1 rRNA gene is annotated in these 1,309 nt (G+C 56.8%); it reads left to right on the forward strand.

Annotated elements, in window-relative coordinates:
• Positions 1-51: 51 nt before the first annotated feature.
• A 23S ribosomal RNA gene (locus tag LX83_RS37545) occupies positions 52-1,309 on the forward strand; the annotation flags it as partial.

A 1,309-nucleotide genomic window follows, 5' to 3' on the forward strand; every position in this document is an offset into this window, starting at 1 on the left:
TGGTGTCTGGTCGTTCTTTGAGAACTGCACAGTGGATGCGAGCATCTTTGTATGCAAGTTAGTAAGGGCGCACGGTGGATGCCTTGGCATCAGGAGCCGATGAAGGACGTAGGAGGCTGCGAAAAGCCTCGGGGAGCTGCCAACCGAGCTGAGATCCGAGGGTGTCCGAATGGGGAAACCCGGCCCCCGTCATGGGGGGTCACCCACGCCTGAATATATAGGGCGTGTGGAGGGAACGCGGGGAAGTGAAACATCTCAGTACCCGTAGGAAGAGAAAACAACCGTGATTCCGTGAGTAGTGGCGAGCGAAAGCGGAAGAGGCCAAACCGTATACGTGTGATACCTGGCAGGGGTTGCGTGTGCGGGGTTGTGGGACCCACTTACCAGTGCTGCCATGCTGGTGAGGAGTAAGAAAACGCTGTGGTTAGCAGAACAGGTGTGGAAACCCTGACCGTAGAGGGTGAGAGTCCCGTATGTGAAAACCCGGCGTCTCCTTGTGGGGATCCCAAGTAGCAGCGAACTCGAGAAATTCGCTGTGAATCTGGCGGGACCACCCGCTAAGCCTAAATACTTCCTGATGACCGATAGCGGACGAGTACCGTGAGGGAAAGGTGAAAAGTACCCCGGGAGGGGAGTGAAAGAGTACCTGAAACCGTGTGCCTACAATCCGTCAGAGCCTTTCGGGGTGATGGCGTGCCTTTTGAAGAATGAGCCTGCGAGTTAGTGGTGCGTGGCGAGGTTAACCCGGGTGGGGTAGCCGTAGCGAAAGCGAGTCCGAATAGGGCGGTGTAGTCGCGTGCTCTAGACCCGAAGCGGGGTGATCTAGCCATGGCCAGGGTGAAGCGTGGGTAAGACCGCGTGGAGGCCCGAACCCACCAGGGTTGAAAACCTGGGGGATGAGCTGTGGTTAGGGGTGAAAGGCCAATCAAACTCCGTGATAGCTGGTTCTCCCCGAAATGCATTTAGGTGCAGCGTCGTGTGTTTCACCATGGGGGTAGAGCACTGGATGGCCTAGGGGGCCCACAAGCTTACCGAAGTCAACCAAACTCCGAATACCATGGTGTGAGAGCGCGGCAGTGAGACTGCGGGGGATAAGCTTCGTAGTCGAGAGGGAAACAGCCCAGAACACCAGCTAAGGCCCCTAAGTGTGCGCTAAGTGGGAAAGGATGTGGGGTTGCCCAGACAACCAGGAGGTTGGCTTAGAAGCAGCCACCCTTTAAAGAGTGCGTAATAGCTCACTGGTCAAGTGGTCCTGCGCCGACAATGTAGCGGGGCTTAAGCGCATCGCCGAAGCTGTGTCACTCACACA

It is taken from the genome of Goodfellowiella coeruleoviolacea, assembly GCF_024171785.1.
Taxonomy (GTDB): Bacteria; Actinomycetota; Actinomycetes; order Mycobacteriales; family Pseudonocardiaceae; genus Goodfellowiella; species Goodfellowiella coeruleoviolacea.